Source organism: Pantoea sp. UBA5923 (genome assembly GCF_002431095.1).
Taxonomy (GTDB): Bacteria; Pseudomonadota; Gammaproteobacteria; order Enterobacterales; family Enterobacteriaceae; genus Pantoea; species Pantoea piersonii.
Genome location: NZ_DJDN01000001.1, coordinates 1 through 292 on the forward strand (window position 1 = coordinate 1; position 292 = coordinate 292).

Annotated in this window: 1 protein-coding gene; it reads right to left on the reverse strand. The window is 52.4% G+C overall.

The genetic code is table 11. From position 1 onward, the window contains the following. Positions 1-292 (reverse strand): 30S ribosomal protein S2 (rpsB, locus tag B3797_RS00005; protein ID WP_311790017.1); only part of this gene is annotated, 292 nt, incomplete at both ends.

Here is a 292-nt window from a genome sequence, read left to right on the forward strand (position 1 = left end):
CAGCGCTTCTTTCTTGGTCAGTTTGTCGAAGGTGCCGTCCTGAGACTGAGTCTCAAGGTCTTTCAGACGTTTGATAGACTGACGAACGGTTTTCCAGTTGGTCAGCATGCCACCCAGCCAGCGGTGGTTTACGAAGAACTGGTCGCAGCTCAGTGCAGACTCTTTTACCGCTTCGCTGGCAGCGCGCTTGGTACCGACGAACAGAATCTTGCCTTTACGGGCAGAGATTTTGTGCAGCTCAGCCAGAGCGTTGTTGAACATCGGTACAGTCTGCTCAAGGTTGATGATGTGA